The following is an 18993-nucleotide window of genomic DNA, read 5'->3' as shown; positions in this document are numbered from 1 at the left end:
AATGAAAAATATAAAGTATATAATTTTATCAATGCTCGCATTAAATTTTTTAGCATGTGAGAACGAAGAATTAGATGAACTAAGAAATAAAGACAATGAGGAGGAAATTTCTCCTTTAGAAGAATTCACAGCTGGTACGGCAGATTTCTCAAATTATGTAGCAGTGGGAGCTTCATTTACTGCTGGTTTTACAGATGGTGCTTTATTTATAGCTGGTCAAGAAAACTCATTCCCAAATATATTATCTCAACAATTTGCTAATGGTAATGGTGGTACTTTTACGCAACCATTAATGAGTGATAATACTGGCGGACTTCTTTTGCCTAGTCCGTTAAGCAATTTGCCTTATCGTTTTATTTTTAATGGAGATGGACCTCAACGTTTAGATGCATTTCTCATGGACTTAGGTGCACCTGTTCCTCCAATAACTACTGACGGGACAGTAAACTTAGGAATGTCATTTAATAATGTTGGTGTTCCTGGAGCAAAAAGCTTCCATGTAGTTACTCCTGGCTACGGAGCATTCAACCCATATTATGGCAGAATGGCAACAGGTGTTGGTTCTTCAATGTTACAGGATGCTGTAAATCAAATACCAACGTTCTTTACACTTTCAGAAATGGGAGGAAATGATGTATTGAGTTATGCAACTTCTGGAGGAATAGGAGTAGATCAGACTGGAAATCCAGACGCATCTAGTTATGGTAGTAATGACATTACAGATCCAGCACTTCTTGCTGGTGTTGTTTCGCAAATGGTAGACGCTTTAACGTTATCTGGTGCTAAAGGAGCCATTACTAATGTACCATACATTACTGATTTAGCACATTTTACTACCATTGGTTTTGACTTTTTAGATCCAGAAGATGAAGATGTAGGTCCGCTACTTATACCTCAAATACCTGCTCTAAATGCACAATTATACGGACCTTTAGATAATATATTTACAGCATTAGGTGAACCTGACAGAGTAAACCTATTATCTGATACTGAAGCAAATCCATTATTAATTCTTGATGAGGATGCAACAGACAGGTCTGCTGAGATTACAACTGCACTGACTCCTGTCTTAGGTGCACCAACAGCAACTGCTTTTGGTGCTATCTTCGGAAAGGCTCGACAAGCTACAAGTGGTGATTTAATTGTTTTAGCTGCGTCAGCAGCTATAGCTCAACCTGTAGCGGGTGCACCTGCGCCTGTTAATGTAAACGGCATAAGTTTCCCTTTGCAAGATCAATGGGTACTTATTCCTTCAGAACAAATGGCTATAAGAAATGCAACAGACGCATACAACATAGCTATAGCTAATATAGCTGACAATAATCCTGATGTCGCTCTTGTAGATTTAAATGCAGTACTAACTCAAGCCTCAACAACTGGAGTTGAGTTTGATAACTATGTGTTAAATACTGATTTAGTAACTGGTGGTTTAATTAGCTTAGATGGTATTCATTTGACATCTAGAGGTTATGCCTTAATGGCCAATAAATTTTTAGAAGCCATTGATACAAATTTTGGTTCTAATTTTGTTGCTTCAGGAAATGTTGCTAAGGCTAATGACTATCCATTTGTTTTTTCGCCAACACTTCAATAGCTTATATAACATTTTATAATAACAAAACACGCTTTTAAAAAGCGTGTTTTTTTTATTTAAAAAAGCATTACTTTTTTTAAATAAAACTCTATCTTTGCAGCGCGAAAAACGAGCTGTTTTTCATATTTAAATTATTGCAAAACAAAAACATATAAGTAATGTCAAAAGTTACAGGTAAAGTTGCACAAATCGTAGGTCCGGTTATCGATGTAGAATTCGCTGCTGGTTCAGAACTTCCAAAGATTTATGATTCATTAGAAATTAACAACCAAGATGGTTCAAAATTAGTATTAGAAGTACAATCTCACATTGGTGAGGGTACTGTACGTACTATTGCTATGGATTCTTCTGATGGTTTAAGTAGAGGGACAGAAGTTCACGCAACTGGTGCTCCAATCCAAATGCCAATTGGAGAAGATGTTTACGGGCGTCTTTTTAATGTAATTGGTGATGCTATTGATGGATTAGGTGATTTACCTAAAGCTGGTGAAGCTGGTTTACCTATTCACAGACAAGCGCCTAAGTTTGAAGAATTATCAACATCTACAGAAGTTTTATTTACAGGTATTAAAGTAATTGACCTTATTGAGCCTTATGCAAAAGGTGGTAAGATTGGATTATTTGGTGGTGCTGGTGTAGGTAAAACAGTACTAATTCAGGAGTTGATTAACAATATTGCAAAAGGACATGGTGGACTTTCTGTATTCGCAGGTGTAGGTGAAAGAACACGTGAAGGAAACGATTTACTTCGTGAGATGTTAGAGTCTGGTATTATCAAATATGGTGATGACTTTATGCACTCTATGGAAGAAGGCGGATGGGATCTTCAAAAAGTAGATAAATCTGCTATGAAAGATTCTAAGGCTACTTTCGTATTCGGGCAAATGAATGAGCCTCCTGGAGCACGTGCGCGTGTAGCACTATCTGGTTTAACTATAGCAGAATATTTCCGTGATGGTGCTGGTGATGGACAAGGTAAAGATGTATTATTCTTCGTAGATAATATCTTCCGTTTTACACAAGCTGGTTCTGAGGTATCTGCATTACTTGGTCGTATGCCATCTGCGGTAGGTTACCAACCTACATTAGCAACAGAAATGGGTGCCATGCAAGAACGTATTACATCAACTAAAAAAGGATCTATTACTTCTGTACAGGCAGTATATGTACCTGCAGATGATTTAACAGATCCTGCACCTGCAACAACCTTTGCCCACTTAGATGCAACAACGGTATTGTCTCGTAAGATTGCAGAGCTTGGTATCTACCCGGCGGTAGATCCATTAGATTCTACATCAAGAATTTTAACTGCTGATATTTTAGGTGACGATCATTATAACTGTGCACAACGTGTAAAAGAGTTATTACAACGCTATAAAGAATTACAAGATATTATTGCCATCCTTGGTATGGAAGAATTATCTGAAGAAGATAAACTGGCAGTTGGACGTGCTCGTCGTGTACAACGTTTCTTATCGCAACCATTCCACGTAGCTGAGCAATTTACAGGTATACCAGGTGTATTAGTAGATATTAAAGAAACTATTAAAGGGTTTAATATGATTATGGATGGTGAATTAGATCATTTACCTGAAGCAGCGTTTAACCTTAAAGGTTCTATTGAAGAAGCTATTGAAGCTGGTGAAAAAATGCTTGCTGAAGCTTAATTTAAAAATTCAGGATTATGTATTTAGAAATTGTATCACCAGAAGCTACTTTATTTAGTTCAGAAGTTGACTCTGTGGTTGTACCTGGAGTAAATGGTGAGTTTGAGATGCTAAAAGATCACGCTCCTATTGTTTCAATTTTAAAAGAAGGTACAATTAGGGTTAATACACATACGCAAAGCCATCTAGTTTTTGACGAGTTACATGCAGCTGTAATTCCTCATAATGATGACAAAAAAGTACTAACTGTAAAGATTAATTCTGGCACCATTGAAATGAAAGATAATAAGCTAATTATTTTAGCTGATTAGCATTTATTTTAAGGAAGATTAAAGACAAAGGAAGTCGTCTGAAAGTAGTTTTTAGACGACTTCTTAGAAAATAATAGTAATAAAACTAATTTAACTATCAGAGCTCAAGTGGCGGAATTGGTAGACGCGCTGGATTCAAAATCCAGTTTCTTCGGAAGTGTGGGTTCGATTCCCACCTTGAGTACTCAAAAAGAGACAAATCAAAAAATATGATTTGTCTCTTTTTTTGTTCCTTCTTCAACTCTCTCTATTGACATTAGCATATCTTAAAGAATATAGGGTTGATACCCTTGGTTAGAACACTGTGATTATAGAATTAGAATTTTTCCTGAAAAAACAAACCCTTCTGTTTTTGACTGTACATTTTCGAACATAATGTGTATCAAAATCGGACACTTTTAATTTAAACGAAAAACACAAATATCTGTTTTTTAGATGTTTACAACTTTGGCATCATCTTAACTATATACTAAGTGTCATAAAAAATAAAAAAGAGCGTAACAATTCAAAAGAGAAAGTATTCAATCAAAAAACAAACAATAATTAATAAAAATTATGCTTAAAAATTATTTGAAAGTAGCGCTTAGAAACCTCTGGAAGCATAAACTTTTTTCTTTTATCAATATAATTAGCCTGGCAATTGGTTTTAGCGCATCCTTTGTCATAGGGCTCATGGTATATTATGATCTTACATTTGATAAGTTTCATACAGATAGTGAGCTTATTTATAGAGTGACTACGACTACTATTTCTAATGATTCTGAAGGAACTAATCGTGGAATTGCAATACCATATATAAACGAAGCAAAAAATAATATTGGCGGTATAGAATTTGCAAGCGGGATACATATTGCCAACCTTCAAAAAGTAGAAGAACCTATAACAACAAAATCTTTTAAAAACCCTGAAGATGCTGTTTTTATTGACCCAGAATACTTTCAAATATTTAAATATGACTGGCTAGCAGGAGCACCTGAAATATCATTAAATGAGCCTAACCAAGTAGTACTAACTAATAAAAGAGCTCAAAAATACTTCCCTAGGTTAAAACCAAGTGAAGTGATTGGTAAAATATTAGTGTATAACGATTCTATACAAACTAAAGTTTCTGGTATTGTAGCAAATTTTGAGGAACGATCTGATTTAATTTTTGAAGAGTTTTTATCCCTTGAAACCTCAAAAAAAACATCAAGTCGCAGTAGTGTTTTTGATCCTCTATGGGGCAATACACGTTCAGGAAATCAATTGTTTATTAAAGTTTCTAGTACTGCTGTTGTTTCTGCTATTAAAGAAAAAATGGATGCACTGGCAATTGAGCACAGATCTGATTTTGACAAAAAGTATAATAGGTATAAGCATTTTAATCTAGAACCTCTAAGTAATATACATTTCAACACAGATGTAGGGATTTTCAACTCTAGTAAAAGAGTAGCAGATAAATCTGTTATGACTGGTCTTGGTCTTACAGCATTATTCTTACTCATATTAGGAGTAATTAATTTTATAAATTTAAATACAGCCCAAGCTAATCAACGTGCTAAAGAGATTGGAATTCGTAAAACACTAGGGAGTTCTAAAAAACAACTCGTATTACAATTTATGGGAGAAACCTTATTACTAACTATAATTTCTGCATTTGTCTCTGTATTGTTAGCATATTGGTTATTTCAAGTATTTTCAGATTTTATACCAAAGGAGTTAGAGTTTTCGCTATTTAAAGATCCGTTAATTATTAGTTTTTCACTTATTTTAATACTAATAGTAACATTCTTTTCAGGAATATATCCTGCTCTGGTTTTAACACGGTATAAACCCATTTCAATTCTTAAAAATCAAGTGATTAGTAAAACAGGTAAACCAGCATTACGTCGTTTTTTAACGGTTTTTCAGTTCTCTATTGCACAAGTTTTTGTCATTTCTACCATTTTAGTTGTTAAGCAAATTAATTTTATGATTAATAAAAACATAGGTTTTAAAACGGATTCTATTGCTAATGTACAGACACCATGGTTTAATAATACAGAGGATAAACAGGTAAGATTTGAACAGGAACTTAGAAAACTTCCTGAAATATCTAAACTCGCCAGAGGAGGAGATACTCCTGCTTCATCTAGTTCGAGTGATAGAGCTGTAAATTATATTAACGATGATGGTACAGAAATTCAAACGAAAATACAGTTACTTAGGGGAACTAAGGATTATATTAACCTTTATGATATTGAACTTTTGGCAGGTAGACATGTATTAAATGATACAATAATTGAATTTGTGATTAATGAAACCTATCTTAAGATATTGGGTCTTAAGCATCCTAATGAAGCTCTTGGGAAGCAAATAAATATGGGTAAATCTTATCCTATAGTAGGTGTCGTAAAAGATTTTAACCAACGTTCTTTAAAATACCCAATTAAGCCACTTGCGCTAGTTGGTAATTGGGGAGAAACAATGTTTGATGTAATGCATTTTTCTTTTACAAATAATGAACAAATTAGTATGCTAAAGACAATTTCAAAAATCGAAACCGTTTTTAAATCAATTTATCCTGATGCCGATTTTAAGATAACTTTTATGTATGATACTGTTGAAAGGTTCTATGACCAAGAAAAGAGCTTATCTAAGTTGCTTAATTGGGCTATGGGTTTATCTGTATTAATTAGCTGTTTAGGCCTATTAGGTTTGGTAATTTATACAACCGAGCGAAGAACTAAGGAAGTAAGCATTCGTAAAGTTCTGGGAGCAACTTTAGTTCAACTTAATGGGTTGCTCTGTAAAGAGTTTATAATACTCGTAGGAATAGCGTTTATCATTGCTGCTCCAATAGCATATTATGGGTTAACAAATTGGTTAAACAACTTTTCATTTAAAACCAATTTAAGCTGGTGGGTTTTTGTTTTGAGTGGTTTCGGAATGGCAATTATCGCTGTTGCAACAATGAGCGTTAGAACAATTTCTACAGCTTTAAAAAACCCTGTTGACTCATTACGTTCAGAATAAAATATCATAAACCTAAATTGAATTCGTCCAAGATTATAATCAAAAAGCTGTGATTGAAAATTATTTCATTTTTGTTTTCAATATTTAGGTGATTCGTATTAAGATATATTTTCTTGTAATGTTCAATTGAGTTATCCCTCATGAAAACCATCTACTTTTTTAGAACACTTTAAAAAAGCTATTAAACACCATTAAAATAAAAAGCAATAAAGAAAACTGTGTTTAATAATCCATGTGAAATTACACAAGGCCATATGTTCTTATAAACACCATATATGGTTCCTGAAATTAGCCCACTTATTGCTGTTGATAATACTCCTCCTGTACCTTGATACCAATGAAACAAGCCAAAAAATATAGCTTGGATTATTATTGCAATGATTAAGCCTACTTTATCATGATTAACAAGTCGCTTAAAACGGTCAATTAAATAGACTCTAAATATTAATTCTTCAAAAAAAGCTCCAATTACCCAAGACATAACAATCCAAAATATCAATGCAGGTAGATTTCCTTGCACATGCTCAAAAAAAGAGTAATCGCCCATGTTGAACCCAAGGCTATTTATGATGGTTCCTGGAAGGAAAATTTGAAGGAAAATTATTAAAATTAAAAACCCTGTAAAGATAAACCAGTTTTTAGGTTTTGAATAACCCAAATCATATAATGTTTGTCCTTGCTTCTTTAAAAAGTAAAGTACAAAAAAACCAACTAAAAGTATCCGCAGCGGAATAGGCGAATCATGAGGTAATCCTAGTTTTGGATATAGCCAATTTTGGACTATAACTGGTACTGTTACTGAAATAATGGTTAGTATAATTATTTCAATAAGTATAGTCTTTATAAATGGCTGAAACTTTTTGTTTCCTATCATAATACTTAGATTAAATTCTACCACAACTTAATTATAGTAATTTAAAGAGCATCTATGAGTACATCTTATTTTTAGTTCTTTAATCCTGTAATTTGTTTAACTTCCTTAGTGTCTAAATTTATAGTGTGCAGGCAAAATTGACCTGAAATGCTCGAGGAGTATGTTATTTCTTTATTATTTGGGCTAATCGTAGGCATTAGATCATTGGCTTGATCAGATGTTATTTTTTTTAGGTCAGATCCATCTAGTTTTATGGTATAAATATTAGAAACATCTTTTTCCTTAGCCTCAAAAGCTATAAACTTATTATCAAACGAAAAGGATATATTGCTACCAATCATATCTGTTATTTTTTGGGGTTCACCATCATCATTAATAACCCATAATCCCTTTTTGTTTTCATCATAAACTGCTAAAACTGTAAACGTTCCATCTCTACTTGATTTCAGGAAATAATCTTTAAACTGTTTGTATTCAATTGGTGTGTTGTTGTGTTCTGTTTTACGATAAAATTTAAATCCATTTTTGCTTTTATTGCCCCACTCAATTCCATTTTTATTCCAAGAAATGACAAACTGAGAACCTTCCATTTTCTCAATGAATTTTACTTCATCCATGTTTAAGTCATGAATAGCCAACTTTAACTTTCCCATATTTTCTCCTGTAGAATAGGTGATGAAATTATCAGTCTCAGACCATCTAGGCTCAATCGCCCAGTTGCCATCAGTCTTTGTTAATTGCTTAACTTTCTTGCCATCTTTATCAATAACAAATATTTCTGGCTCTTTTTCTATCCTGTATGAATAAAATAAAATTTGACTGCCGTCATTAGAATATTGTGGCGAAAAATCACTCTGTGCAATTATAAAATTTGCGATTAGTGACACAATGATTGTTAATACTTTTCTCATGGTTTTTATATTTATTGAGTTACATTGTTAGTGTTTTTAGAATCTAATTATGAACAGCAGATAGATACACTTAATCGTTAGGCTCTACAAAATGCAATGCTATAGTAAACTATTATCACAATTCTATAAAATGTAGTTTTTTAGAATCCGTATGTTCAATTTTTTTAGATTTGACAAGACAGATTTCTAAACTAGGCTTTACAACATCAACTTTTTTAAGCTTGAAGTCACCAACATAAATAATATTGTCTGGCACTACTCTACCACCATTGAGTGATATTCTTTTAACCTTATGAAGCTCATCTTGGATTTTAACCTCCTGGTTATCTTCAAACTTTAATGAAGCATTAGCAACCCTTAGACTTGTTGGCTCTAATACTTTTAACTTTAATGTGTCTTTTTTTAGGTTTACGACTCCATTTATTAAAGCAAATATTTCAGGTCTAACGACATCAAAATCAATAATGGTATCTATTTTTTTAGTTGTTAATTTCCCACCTATGCTTAAAGTATTGCTTCCTTGTAGAGATTTATTAGTGATATTATATTCTATTCGTTGGTAGTTCTCTCCAATTTTAAAATATATATTCACTGATTCGGTTCTGAGTGATTCCTTATCAATTACAAAGAAGGCTTCTTCATAAATAGAGCCATTATCAAATTGAGAAATATCCGAATAATATATTTTTTCTTTCTCAATAAATGTCTTCGTAAGCATCGTTCCAACTTTTTTACCTTCGGGATTATACATATTAAAACTATCACGGCTCATTTCTAAATTTGCTTTATCTATATCATACCAAGAAGTTTTAACAAGTTTAGCTTTTGATCGACAGGATATAAATAGTGATAACATTAAAACAGCTGTAAAAAATAAATTGAAATAGTTTTTTTTTGTTTTTAAAGACATAAGGAGTAATGATTGAGAGTTAATGTTGTGATATATCTATTCTATCGAAAATCTGCTTGTACATAACAACTAATATTTTAATCGATAGTTATTTTGAAATCTTTATCTAGAAATCCTAAAATAAATTGAAGCAGTTTAGAAATTATATACTTACGAATTTATACTTATCAAAAGTTAAAATATGTTAAGCTCGATAAGCTAATAGTAAACCAACCTGTTTGTTTACCAAATTTGTAATACGAAAAGAGTTTGTAGGTAAATGCTACAAATGCATATTAGTTTTTTTACTTCCATCATGTAAACTGTACCTAAACTTTGATGGAGTTAAATTATATTTTTTCTTGAATGCGTTGTTAAAGCTTACCTTATTATTAAAACCAGAGTTATACATAATCTCCTTGATTAATTTCCTGTTTGCTTTATCTTCTTCCATAATCCGAACTGCCTTTTTAAGTCTTAGTTCATTAACGTATCTATGGAAACTTAATCCAAAATTTCTATTAATAACATCTGAAACCAATCGCTTATTTTGATTTAGTTTATTTGCTAAATCATTAAGACTAAGTTCAGAATCCAAAAAAAGTTGTTCATTTTCCATTAATTGGTTAATAGAATTTGCTATTTCTTCAAATAATACTTTGTCTTCGTGAGTTTTTAAGTAACTTTTCTTAACTAACAAATTAGGCGTTTTAAAGAAAAATCTAAAACTGTTGATCAATAAGATCAAGAAAAGAAACGTAAAGGGAATCTTAGCACTTAGGTATGAGGCTACACTACCATTCCTTAATATATAAACACCCAGATACATAATATTTATAAGTCCAAAAATTAAAACTAATTGTTTAAGCCAGGTGCTAACAAGGGGGGATCTAGTAATTACTTTATCCTTATTGAGCTTAAACAATGTGATAACTATGAAAATCAAAATATAGAGATTCCATAAAACAACTTTATTTTCCAGATTAATAAACAGATATATGGCTAGAGATAAGGAATTAATAAGAACCAACCTTTTTACTTTGTTTTTGAAGTTATATCTCAAACCTAATACTTCGCATGTCATTAAATACAAGATTGGACCGTAAGCAGATAAGATTAATATAAGGACAAATAATGTTTCAAAATTGAAGAAGTTTTTAAGGTTGAGAAGCAAGAAGTGTAATCCTAATAAAATAAAAAAGACGCTAGACAATACTAATAGATTATCTCTCTTAGACTTAAGTATTAAAAATAAACCATGTGCAATTGCTAATACACTAATTACAAGCTCAAGCCCGTTCTTAAACGAAAAAAACTGATTTGATAAAGTTGGATCCATTCTGATATTCTAGCGTCTTAATATTCATAAATTACAGATAGAATTATCTTATATATTTGTTAAATTTTCCTCAACTCAATAACGCATGGTCACTAACATGAAGATATTTCTACTTATTCATAAAAAGCTTAAAGATTTTCTTAAGACTTTTTTATGAATTTTAATTGTAAATTTGAGTCATCCCAAATGAATTAATTATGTTAGATAACTTTTGGTTTAATGTACAGTATGGCATTAACCATGTTTTAGATCCTAACGGTTATGACCATGTTCTCTTTTTAATGGTATTAGCCGTTCCTTATGTATTTAAAGATTGGAAACGTGTACTACTTTTGGTCTCCATGTTTACTTTAGGACATACCTTATCCTTAGTTTTGGCAGCTTATGGTGTTGTTAGTGTTAATGGAAAACTTGTTGAGTTTTTAATTCCTGTAACTATATTAATTGCAGCAATCTACAATGTATTTACCTCAGGTAAAAAAGATAAAAGTACTAAAGTTGGGCTTTTATTTTTTACAACTTTATTTTTTGGATTAGTACATGGCTTAGGTTTTGCCAGAGAATTTAAGATGTTTGCTGGTCAATCTGAAAACAAAGTAGAGCTTCTTATTGAGTTTGCTTTAGGCATTGAAATAGCACAAATTATTATTGTTTTTGTGGTTTTATTCCTAGGGTTTTTATGTCAGACTATATTTAGGTTTTCTAGGCGCGATTGGGTTATGGTACTCTCAGCAATTGTTATCGGACTTGTTATCCCTATGATAATTGAAAGCGATTTGCTCAACTAATCTTAAAAGTTTGGTAAAACTTTAACGACAAGTAAATTGCGTATACAATTCTATCCTTTTATATTCGTTACTTACATTGTATTAAATAATTAATGCCAAAGAAAAAACAATTACGATACGACAAGGCGTATTTACGCATTGCACAACAATGGGGAAAACTATCGCATTGTAAACGTAAACAAGTCGGAGCTCTTATTGTAAAAGATCGTATGATAATTTCTGATGGATATAATGGCACACCAACAGGTTTTGAAAATTATTGCGAGGATGAAGAAGGTTACACAAAATGGTATGTATTGCATGCTGAAGCTAATGCTATTTTAAAAGTAGCAGCATCAACACAATCATGTAAAGGCGCAACATTATACATTACGTTGTCACCATGCAAAGAATGTAGTAAATTGATTCATCAGGCAGGAATTGTCAGAGTAGTTTATCATAAAACTTATAAGGATGATTCCGGATTGCAATTTTTAGCAAAAGCTGGTATAGAATTAGAACTTATAGAAGATTTAAAATCCTAATGGCAACAAAAAATAAATACATACCGCTTATTATTGGAATAGCAATTGCTACGGGAGTTGTCATTGGTGGAAAATTGAATTTCACTGATACTTCAGATAATCTTTTTACTACTAACAGTAAAAAAGATAAGCTCAACCGACTTATAGACTATATAGATTATGAATATGTTGATGAAGTTAATACAGATAGTATAGTAGATGTCACCGTAAATGGAATTTTAGACAACTTAGATCCACATTCTACTTATATCCCTAAAGAAGATTTACAACGTATTACCGAAAACATGAAAGGTGATTTTGTTGGTATTGGTATTAATTATTACCCATACAAAGACACTATTGCAGTTATTAAACCTACTGAAGGAGGTCCTAGTGAACGTGCGGGTATAATGGGGGGAGATCGTATTCTATTAGCCGATGGTGAAGCTATCTATGGAAAAGATGTCACTAATGGTTTCATATCCAAAAAACTTAAAGGAGAGAAAAACTCCAGAGTGAAGTTAACGGTCTATAGAAAAGGAGAAGATAAGCTTTTAGAGTTTAAGTTAAGACGCGAAGATATTCCTATTAAAAGTGTTGTAGCATCTTATATGCTCACAGATGAGTTAGGATATATAAAGATGAACCGCTTTGCCGAGTCTAGTTTTAAAGAATTTAAATCTGCATTAGATGAGTTACAAGATCAAGGTGCTATGAAACTCGCTTTAGATTTGCGTGATAATCCTGGTGGGTTTTTAGGTATTGCAGAGCAAATTGCTGATGAGTTTTTAGAAGATGATAAACTCATTTTATTTACAAGAGATAAAAAAGGAAAAGAAGAACGCACATATGCCACTGGTAGAGGTGATTTTGAAGAAGGTGAAATATATATTTTAATAAATGAAAACTCCGCTTCAGCCAGTGAAGTTATTGCAGGAGCACTTCAAGATAATGACAAAGGGATTATAATTGGCAGACGCTCTTATGGTAAAGGTTTAGTACAACGCGAAATGGCTTTAGGTGATGGTAGTGCTGTACGTCTAACGGTTTCAAGATATTATACACCAACTGGCCGTTCTATACAAAGACCCTACACCAATGGTGACAACCACGCTTATTATAATGATTACTATAAACGTTTAAGGACTGGTGAATTGGCTGACGAAGCAAGTATTGAAGTTGATGATTCCTTAAAATTTATTACTCCTAAAGGTAAAGTTGTTTATGGAGGTGGTGGTATTATACCAGATGTTTTTGTCCCTGTAGATCGCTCATTTGATAATGAAACTATTAATTATTTGAGACGAAGAGGCCATTTTGGTTATTTTGTTTTTGAAGAATTAGACAAAGACCGAAGTGCTTACCAAAATGTAACCAAGTACGATTTTATAAATAATTTTGAAGTAAGTGATGATATCGTAATACGTTTTCAAGAATACGTTAATAGAAAAGAAGGAACAAATATCACTTTTGTAGCTTATAATGATGAGATAAGACGACTCATAAAAGCGACTTTAGCACGCCAGTTGTTTGATGATAATGCTTTTGAAGAAATTCTAAACAAAGAAGATATTATGGTACAAGAAATCATTCTTATAAGTACCGAATATCCTAATTTTAAACAGTAACCTTGTCGTGTACTTTGGTATGTTTTCCATTATTCCAAAGCGTTAAAATATCTGTAGCAACATGCGATCCGCTTCCGCTAGCCATAGAAAATTGACTTCGCCAACCCGCTAAAGTACCAGCCACATATAGATTTTCTTCTACTAAATGATTTGAGTTTTTTAGCCAAATTCTATTTTTCTCAGAATTAGCTCTTGGGTGAGGTTCTATATAACTCTCAAGACCTTTTATGGTCATTAAATTAGTATAACCAACAGCTACGACTACAATTTTTGTTTCGTATTCGTTTTTATTCGTTAAAACTTTAAACCCATTAGTGTATTTTTCTATTCGAGTCACCTTCTCTTTCTCAATTTGAACTACATGAGGATATAGGTCTTTGAGTTGCTTCTTTCCATTGTCTAAAATCTCAGCCCCTAAAGCACCAGGTTTTAAGCCTAAAACATTATTAAACAAAGCATTTTGGAGATGTGATGTTTTCTGATGGGTTATAACACCTATGCTTTTATCTTTAGCATAAACTTTATCCTTTGCAGAACCTAGAACCAAAGCACAAGATAAGCCTGCAGCTCCGCCTCCAACTATTAAGGCATCAAAATTCATTTACGTTTTTTACTTAAAATTTCTATTTTTTTTGATATTCTGAGAATTTGAAGCAAAATAATAGCACACAATGCAGCAATAATTGTGATAATCGCTGTATAGCTTTCTCCTTCAAAAAGTGTTTCAAAATTTAACTTTGTAGCGTTAAAAATTATCAAGCCTAATGCAATAATGCTTAAAACTATAGTAAATATCTTCATATTATAAGTGTTTATACCAATAACGCTTTAATGTTATGGGCAAATAATTTAACTGCGATTGCCAACAAAATTACACCAAAAACTTTTCTTATAATGTTAATACCATTAGGTCCAAGTATTTTTTCTATTCGTGCTGATGTTTTTAATACAATATAAATCACTAAGACATTACATATTACGGCTACGATAATATTTTCTATAGCAAACTCTGCACGTAATGATAGTAAAGTGGTTAAGCTTCCCGGGCCAGCAATAAGCGGGAATGCTAAAGGAAATACAGAAGCTGTAATAGCGCTATTTTCGTCGTCTTTGTAGAGCGTTATACCTAATATCATCTCTAGCGCTATAAAAAATAAAATAAACGCACCAGCTACAGCAAATGAATTAACATCAATACCTATAAGCGACAGTAAACTTTGACCTAAAAACAAAAATATAATCATTATCACACCAGCAATAAGCGATGCTTTTTCGCTTTGAATGTGTCCAACTTTTTTACGCAAATCTATAATAATAGGTATGTTTCCAATGATATCTATTACAGCAAAAAGCACCATAAAGGCTGTAAATATTTCTTTAAAATTTAATTCCATGATATCTAATTTTAAATTTCGCGGCAAAGGTGAGGTTTTATTACTGATTTTCAATATTAAATTACAGTAAAGTTTAACTATTTTTGTGGCATGTTTCAGCTAGGAAAAACAATCGTTTCAGAAGATATTATCGAAAAGGATTTTGTCTGTAATTTGTCAGCATGCAAGGGTGCTTGTTGTATTGATGGTGATGCTGGTGCTCCTTTAGATGAAGAGGAAGTGAAAATTCTTAACGACATCTACCCTAAAGTGAAGCCTTTTCTTAGAAAAGAAGGTGTTGAGGTTATAGAAGCTCAGGGAACTTCTGTAAAAACAGTGTTTGGAGATTTAGAAACACCACTCATTAATGGAGCTGAGTGTGCTTATGTCATTTTTGATGAAAAGAACACTGCTTTGTGTGCTATTGAAGAGGCTTATAATCAAGGTGAAATATCTTGGAAAAAACCCGTATCCTGCCATTTGTACCCAATACGAGTAAAAGAGTATTCAGAATTTTCTGGTGTTAACTACGAGAAATGGGAAATCTGCGATGACGCGTGTTCATTAGGAAAAGAATTACAGGTACCTGTTTATAAATTTGTAAAGGAAGCCCTTATTAGAAAATTTGGTGAAGATTGGTATGCTGAATTAGAAAAGATAGCTGAGAAAAACTTCGGAAAGTAATTTTTATACCGGAATATTTAGAGTTACTCTGGTACCTGAAGGGATGTTTCTTTCGTATAAATCATCAATATCTAAAGTATAAGAATGTTCGAAAGCTTTTGAAAAGTTGGCCAAACGAGCTTTGGTAATATCTATACCAACAGATTTTCGTTTTAACTTTTTGTTGTCTTTAATTTTCTTTGAGGCTATTCTACCAATACCATTATCTATAATTTCAACTGTGATATAATCCGAAGAATTTTTAAATACATTTAAGTCTATCTTTTTATCATTTGGTTTAGAGGATAAACCATGCCATAATGCATTTTCTAAAAACGGCTGTAGAATCAATGATGGCACCTTGGTAACTTCTGTATTTATAGATTTATCTACATTTATATTAAAATCTATTTCGTTATCAAAACGAATATTCTCAATATTCATGTAAAGCTTCATAGTATCGAGTTCGTCTTGTAGTGTGGTTTCTTTTTCCTTAGAAGCAATTAAAATTTTACGGATTAATTTCGAAAACTTATTGAGATAATACACCGCATTTTCTTTTTCATTATTAATAATATAGAGCTTTATAGAATTAAGTGAATTAAAAATAAAATGAGGGTTCATTTGGCTTCTCAACATATCCTGCTCTAAGGTTAAAATTTGCTTATCCTGCTTTAATGTTCTGTTTCTATTAATAATAAACATGGCAATGCCAAATAAAAATAGGGCCAACATTGAATACCAAAAAATGTTTTTATTACGCTCTAATCGTAAACGTACAGCTTCGTTCTCCGAAGCCAATGCTTTGATCTGATTATTCTTATTCTCGTTTTCATATTCAATAACAATATCATTAACATACTGAAGATTTTGATCTGTAAGAATAGTATTTTCTATACCAACAGCTTTTTGATAATATTCTAAAGCCGCTTTATAATTTCCTTTTTTTTGATGGACTTCAGATAGTAATTTACTAGACGAAGCAATTGAAGATTTTAAGCTATAAGTATTGGCAACTTCAAGACCTTTTTTTAGGTTTTTTTCTGCTTCCGAAATTTGATCTAATTCAATCTCTAACTGACCTAAATTAATATAGGATGATGCTATGTAGAACTGATCCTTTAAAGCTAAAGCTTTTTTTAAAGCATCTTTAATTATGGGTTCTGCATTCTTATAATTCTCTTTTTTAAGATAGATGCCACCAATACTATTAAAACATATCATTCTACCAATTTCAGAATTGATGGCTTCGTTATAGTATAAAGATTTTTCATAATTGGCTAATGCCACATCTAAATTTCCTTTTTCTTCTTCTGCATAACCGATATTATGATAGTTTATAGCTAAACCTAGCTTATTATCTGCTTTTTCTTCTATTTCTAGTGATTTTTTAAATTGTATAAGAGCAATATCATATTGCTTAAGTGCTAAATAAATATTACCTATACTATTCTGCGAAACCGCAATATTATAGCTTACCGTCGGTGAAGGATCACTAAACTCATAGGCAATCTTTAAAGCTTGGGTATGGTAGTCTAGAGCAGGTTTTATAATATCCAAACGTCTATAAGCTACACCAATCATGTTAAGACTTACAATCCGTAATTCATCATTATTAGCTTTATCTGCAAAAAATTTAGCTTCTTTATGTAGTTCTATGGATTTATCATAATTAGAGATATTTCTATGTATAACTCCTAATGCGTTAAGAGCATAGCTAGCACCTTCATTATAGGTGTTCAATTTAAACCTATCTAGTGCCTGCCTCATCTTTACGCTATCCTTTTCAAAAGGTTTAAGCAAAGAATCAATACCAATGTAAGTTGATGGTTTAGTTTTGTTAATGTTATCTATCGCAGATTCAAAAACTAGGTGTTGAGCATTTCCAGTTAAAGCATAGATACTTAACACTAAGAAAAAGATCACTATTTTATTTGAAACGCTATTATTCAATTCTCACGATTTTTTGATTATAATTTTTCCAGAAAATCAGATTTTCGTTGCCTAGCAACAGGTATTTTATGATTGCTATCCATGATAACGTAACCTTCATTTTTAATAAATGCCTTTATTTTATTTAGGTTAATAATGTACGAATTATGAATTCTAAAGAAATAATGCTCCGGAAGAATAGAATCGACCTCCTTAAGCTTTTTAGTTACCACAATTTTTTTCTGATCTTGGAGAAAAAGTGTACTGTAATTACCATCCGACTCTACATATATAATGTCATCTACGTCTAAAAAAAGCAACTTTCCATCAGCATTTATTGTAATTCGTTTTTTATCGAATTTTGTATTAAAGTTTGATAACATACGTTCAAACTTAGCAGCATTTAGATTGCGGTCGCTATGCTTTCTTATTTTAGCTATAGTTTCTCTTAAGTCATCAGAATCAATTGGTTTTAAGAGATAGTCTATGGCTTCGTGCTTAAGTGCTTTTATAGCGTACTCATCATAAGCCGTAGTAATAACAACGGCAAAATTAATTTGCTCTAACTGTTCTAAAAACTGAAAACCACCAATTGTAGGCATCTGTACATCTAAAAACAAGCAATCTGGGGTATTTAATGCTAAATACTTTAGCGCTTCTTCTGGATCCGTAAAAGACGCTGTAACCTCAATATCTTCTTTAAAGTTATTAAGTTCCCAAATTAGACTTTGAATAGCCTTTGGCTCATCATCAACAATCACTGATTTTAACATAGTTAAATATATAGATTATAAATATATGTATATCCTAAATTACTAAAATGCTTTTATGTATATCGTGTTAGATTTTATGTATAGTATGTTGCTAACAAATAGATAACTTACTCATAACCAATTATACACGTTTTTTTACCATTTACACATTTTGGTTATGAGATGCTTGTATTTATAATAATATTTGTAATGCAAAACTGACCCCTTTTAAGAGTAAATTGAGGGTTTTCTCTTAAGGTTAAATGTAATCATCAAATGAAACCTTAAGTTTTTATTTGAGTGTTAATTTGTTATAGAGCAATTAAAAGTTGCTTTTCATTACTTAGTTAGTTATTAGGGAGAAAAAGAGCGTTTATATAAACGCTCTTTTTCGTTACACATCTTCACAAAATCAAATTACAAACCATCAATAAACACGGCTATTAACCTTGGTTTTAATACGATAAAACCTACAAAAAAAATAATACGTATATATATTTAAGTATTTGATTATCAGTGTATTAAAATAAAATTTAGTAAAACATTAGGTTTTATGGGCAATCCCTTAGTTTGTTAAAAACTTGTTGACAACGTTTACGATATTGTCTTTTAATTTTAATGACAATTATCAATCTTTGTTCAGGGCAAAGTAGAAAATAGATTTTAGTAGCGGTTTTTTAGCCTTTAAAAAAAATCTCTGTTTTTGAAAATTTCACGCCTCTTTTTATTCCCTCTTAATAGGAGAATTTTAACACAATATTACGGCTTTTGCTAA

The 18993-nt window shown here is 31.8% G+C and carries 17 protein-coding genes and 1 tRNA gene; 9 read left to right on the top strand and 9 right to left on the bottom strand.

The features are described 5' to 3' along the window. The first annotated feature begins 1 nt into the window (after nucleotide 1). From Q0912_RS04700 to Q0912_RS04680, 5 genes are all read left to right on the top strand, one after another. The gene (locus tag Q0912_RS04700) at nucleotides 2–1594 is read left to right on the top strand and encodes a G-D-S-L family lipolytic protein (protein WP_299112560.1); all 1593 of its coding nucleotides are present in this window, start codon (nucleotides 2–4) and stop codon (nucleotides 1592–1594) included. Nucleotides 1595–1752: 158 nt separating this feature from the next. Then, nucleotides 1753–3261 carry a F0F1 ATP synthase subunit beta gene (gene atpD / locus Q0912_RS04695; RefSeq protein WP_299112558.1) on the top strand — a complete coding sequence of 503 codons (1509 nt, stop codon included), beginning with the start codon at nucleotides 1753–1755 and terminating at the stop codon, nucleotides 3259–3261. Nucleotides 3262–3278: 17 nt separating this feature from the next. Further along, a complete protein-coding gene (locus Q0912_RS04690; RefSeq protein WP_218545371.1) occupies nucleotides 3279–3572 on the top strand; it encodes a F0F1 ATP synthase subunit epsilon in 294 nt (97 codons plus the stop codon). Between the two features lie 102 nt (nucleotides 3573–3674). After that, a tRNA-Leu gene (locus tag Q0912_RS04685) sits at nucleotides 3675–3756 on the top strand. Nucleotides 3757–4127: 371 nt separating this feature from the next. After that, entirely contained in the window at nucleotides 4128–6566 is a 2439-nt protein-coding gene (locus Q0912_RS04680) for an FtsX-like permease family protein (RefSeq protein WP_299112547.1), read from the top strand. Between the two features lie 181 nt (nucleotides 6567–6747). Here the strand turns inward: Q0912_RS04680 and Q0912_RS04675 are convergent, their stop codons facing one another. From Q0912_RS04675 to Q0912_RS04660, 4 genes are all read right to left on the bottom strand, one after another. Then, nucleotides 6748–7440, bottom strand: a complete 693-nt coding sequence (locus Q0912_RS04675) for a CPBP family intramembrane glutamic endopeptidase (protein ID WP_299112545.1) — start codon at nucleotides 7438–7440, stop codon at nucleotides 6748–6750. A gap of 71 nt (nucleotides 7441–7511) precedes the next feature. Next, nucleotides 7512–8351 (bottom strand): hypothetical protein, encoded by an 840-nt coding sequence (locus tag Q0912_RS04670; RefSeq protein WP_299112543.1) that lies wholly within the window; start codon nucleotides 8349–8351, stop codon nucleotides 7512–7514. A gap of 115 nt (nucleotides 8352–8466) precedes the next feature. After that, nucleotides 8467–9123 (bottom strand): hypothetical protein, encoded by a 657-nt coding sequence (locus Q0912_RS04665; protein ID WP_299112542.1) that lies wholly within the window; start codon nucleotides 9121–9123, stop codon nucleotides 8467–8469. A gap of 400 nt (nucleotides 9124–9523) precedes the next feature. After that, the gene (locus Q0912_RS04660; protein ID WP_299112540.1) at nucleotides 9524–10579 is read right to left on the bottom strand and encodes an AraC family transcriptional regulator; all 1056 of its coding nucleotides are present in this window, start codon (nucleotides 10577–10579) and stop codon (nucleotides 9524–9526) included. A 197-nt stretch (nucleotides 10580–10776) separates the two neighbouring features. Between Q0912_RS04660 and Q0912_RS04655 the strand changes: the two genes are divergently transcribed. The 3 genes from Q0912_RS04655 to Q0912_RS04645 all read left to right on the top strand — a co-directional run bounded on the left by Q0912_RS04655 (nucleotide 10777) and on the right by Q0912_RS04645 (nucleotide 13498). Further along, nucleotides 10777–11367: a HupE/UreJ family protein gene (locus Q0912_RS04655; RefSeq protein ID WP_299112539.1), complete on the top strand. Its 591-nt coding sequence runs from the start codon at nucleotides 10777–10779 to the stop codon at nucleotides 11365–11367. A gap of 92 nt (nucleotides 11368–11459) precedes the next feature. Next, nucleotides 11460–11891 (top strand): dCMP deaminase family protein, encoded by a 432-nt coding sequence (locus Q0912_RS04650; protein WP_299112537.1) that lies wholly within the window; start codon nucleotides 11460–11462, stop codon nucleotides 11889–11891. Continuing rightward, the gene (locus Q0912_RS04645) at nucleotides 11891–13498 is read left to right on the top strand and encodes a S41 family peptidase (protein WP_299112535.1); all 1608 of its coding nucleotides are present in this window, start codon (nucleotides 11891–11893) and stop codon (nucleotides 13496–13498) included. The genes Q0912_RS04650 and Q0912_RS04645 overlap by 1 nt, the downstream gene beginning before the upstream one ends. Here the strand turns inward: Q0912_RS04645 and Q0912_RS04640 are convergent. The 3 genes from Q0912_RS04640 to Q0912_RS04630 are packed head-to-tail and all read right to left on the bottom strand — an operon-like array spanning nucleotide 13488 to nucleotide 14892. Further along, on the bottom strand, nucleotides 13488–14099 hold the full coding sequence (locus tag Q0912_RS04640; protein ID WP_299112532.1) for an FAD-dependent oxidoreductase: 612 nt from the start codon (nucleotides 14097–14099) through the stop codon (nucleotides 13488–13490). The two genes, Q0912_RS04645 and Q0912_RS04640, sit on opposite strands and share 11 nt — an antisense overlap. Then, nucleotides 14096–14299 (bottom strand): hypothetical protein, encoded by a 204-nt coding sequence (locus tag Q0912_RS04635; RefSeq protein ID WP_299112530.1) that lies wholly within the window; start codon nucleotides 14297–14299, stop codon nucleotides 14096–14098. Before Q0912_RS04635 ends, Q0912_RS04640 begins: the two co-directional genes overlap by 4 nt. 11 nt (nucleotides 14300–14310) lie before the next feature. Continuing rightward, nucleotides 14311–14892 carry a MarC family protein gene (locus tag Q0912_RS04630; RefSeq protein WP_299112528.1) on the bottom strand — a complete coding sequence of 194 codons (582 nt, stop codon included), beginning with the start codon at nucleotides 14890–14892 and terminating at the stop codon, nucleotides 14311–14313. 90 nt (nucleotides 14893–14982) lie between these two features. Between Q0912_RS04630 and Q0912_RS04625 the strand changes: the two genes are divergently transcribed. Continuing rightward, nucleotides 14983–15555, top strand: a complete 573-nt coding sequence (locus Q0912_RS04625) for a DUF3109 family protein (protein ID WP_299112526.1) — start codon at nucleotides 14983–14985, stop codon at nucleotides 15553–15555. Between the two features lie 3 nt (nucleotides 15556–15558). On the opposite strand, the gene Q0912_RS04620 is transcribed toward Q0912_RS04625, so the two are convergent. Then, entirely contained in the window at nucleotides 15559–17487 is a 1929-nt protein-coding gene (locus tag Q0912_RS04620) for a tetratricopeptide repeat protein (RefSeq protein WP_299112524.1), read from the bottom strand. Nucleotides 17488–17504: 17 nt separating this feature from the next. Next, the gene (locus Q0912_RS04615) at nucleotides 17505–18239 is read right to left on the bottom strand and encodes a LytTR family DNA-binding domain-containing protein (protein WP_299112522.1); all 735 of its coding nucleotides are present in this window, start codon (nucleotides 18237–18239) and stop codon (nucleotides 17505–17507) included. Nucleotides 18240–18993 lie beyond the last annotated feature (754 nt).

Origin of the sequence: uncultured Winogradskyella sp. (assembly GCF_947498345.1) — a bacterium.
GTDB lineage: Bacteria > Bacteroidota > Bacteroidia > Flavobacteriales > Flavobacteriaceae > Winogradskyella.
Note: the sequence above shows the minus strand (reverse complement) of the source record. Positions and strands in the feature narration are given on the sequence as shown.

What these genes read in the sequence shown, in the direction of transcription:
- Q0912_RS04670 (WP_299112543.1), bottom strand. Translation starts at nt 8,351, where the DNA reads ATGAGAAAAGTATTAACAATCATTGTGTCACTAATCGCAAATTTTATA.
- Q0912_RS04690 (WP_218545371.1), top strand. Translation starts at nt 3,279, where the DNA reads ATGTATTTAGAAATTGTATCACCAGAAGCTACTTTATTTAGTTCAGAA.
- Q0912_RS04675 (WP_299112545.1), bottom strand. Translation starts at nt 7,440, where the DNA reads ATGATAGGAAACAAAAAGTTTCAGCCATTTATAAAGACTATACTTATT.
- Q0912_RS04625 (WP_299112526.1), top strand. Translation starts at nt 14,983, where the DNA reads ATGTTTCAGCTAGGAAAAACAATCGTTTCAGAAGATATTATCGAAAAG.
- Q0912_RS04635 (WP_299112530.1), bottom strand. Translation starts at nt 14,299, where the DNA reads ATGAAGATATTTACTATAGTTTTAAGCATTATTGCATTAGGCTTGATA.
- Q0912_RS04665 (WP_299112542.1), bottom strand. Translation starts at nt 9,123, where the DNA reads ATGAGCCGTGATAGTTTTAATATGTATAATCCCGAAGGTAAAAAAGTT.
- Q0912_RS04615 (WP_299112522.1), bottom strand. Translation starts at nt 18,239, where the DNA reads ATGTTAAAATCAGTGATTGTTGATGATGAGCCAAAGGCTATTCAAAGT.
- Q0912_RS04645 (WP_299112535.1), top strand. Translation starts at nt 11,891, where the DNA reads ATGGCAACAAAAAATAAATACATACCGCTTATTATTGGAATAGCAATT.
- Q0912_RS04650 (WP_299112537.1), top strand. Translation starts at nt 11,460, where the DNA reads ATGCCAAAGAAAAAACAATTACGATACGACAAGGCGTATTTACGCATT.
- atpD (WP_299112558.1), top strand. Translation starts at nt 1,753, where the DNA reads ATGTCAAAAGTTACAGGTAAAGTTGCACAAATCGTAGGTCCGGTTATC.
- Q0912_RS04640 (WP_299112532.1), bottom strand. Translation starts at nt 14,099, where the DNA reads ATGAATTTTGATGCCTTAATAGTTGGAGGCGGAGCTGCAGGCTTATCT.
- Q0912_RS04655 (WP_299112539.1), top strand. Translation starts at nt 10,777, where the DNA reads ATGTTAGATAACTTTTGGTTTAATGTACAGTATGGCATTAACCATGTT.
- Q0912_RS04660 (WP_299112540.1), bottom strand. Translation starts at nt 10,579, where the DNA reads ATGGATCCAACTTTATCAAATCAGTTTTTTTCGTTTAAGAACGGGCTT.
- Q0912_RS04700 (WP_299112560.1), top strand. Translation starts at nt 2, where the DNA reads ATGAAAAATATAAAGTATATAATTTTATCAATGCTCGCATTAAATTTT.
- Q0912_RS04680 (WP_299112547.1), top strand. Translation starts at nt 4,128, where the DNA reads ATGCTTAAAAATTATTTGAAAGTAGCGCTTAGAAACCTCTGGAAGCAT.
- Q0912_RS04630 (WP_299112528.1), bottom strand. Translation starts at nt 14,892, where the DNA reads ATGGAATTAAATTTTAAAGAAATATTTACAGCCTTTATGGTGCTTTTT.